This window comes from Streptomyces sp. SID12501 (assembly GCF_010550245.1).
GTDB lineage: Bacteria > Actinomycetota > Actinomycetes > Streptomycetales > Streptomycetaceae > Streptomyces.
This window is the reverse complement of record NZ_JAAGLU010000859.1, coordinates 1-412: the sequence shown is the minus strand read 5'-3', so window position 1 is coordinate 412 and position 412 is coordinate 1. Positions and strand designations below refer to the sequence as shown.

General features: G+C 67.5%; 1 pseudogene. It reads left to right on the top strand.

The features are described 5' to 3' along the window. Positions 1-412 (top strand): annotated as a pseudogene (locus G3I71_RS48845) (hypothetical protein); the annotation flags it as partial.

The window sequence follows — 412 nt, the reverse complement described above, 5'->3', positions numbered from 1 at the left end:
AGGACGGCGGCCTCGCCGCGGCAGTCCAGGCCCATCCCACGGTCACGGGCGTCGACCGGCAGTCCTTGTCGATCTATGACCGAGCCGGAAACGTCATCTTTGCCGACGACGCCGTAGCGGGCGCTGGTTTGGCCCGCCCGTACATCCCAATCCGGTTCGGCAGGGCTTTCTACCTGGACTGGCCCGGCACCAGCAGCGTCAGCTTCACGGACCTGTATCTCACGGCGGTCGAGAAGCAAGCGCCGATGGCCTACGTCGTGGTCGCGCACACGAATGACACGTCGGGCGCGACGGGGCAGGTGCAGGTGACGGTCAACGGCACCGCTGTAGGCACCCCGACGAGCACGACCTTCGGCGTGGCCACCACGACCATCGGGCCGTTCGAGTTGCCAGGCGCCCACATGGACACCGT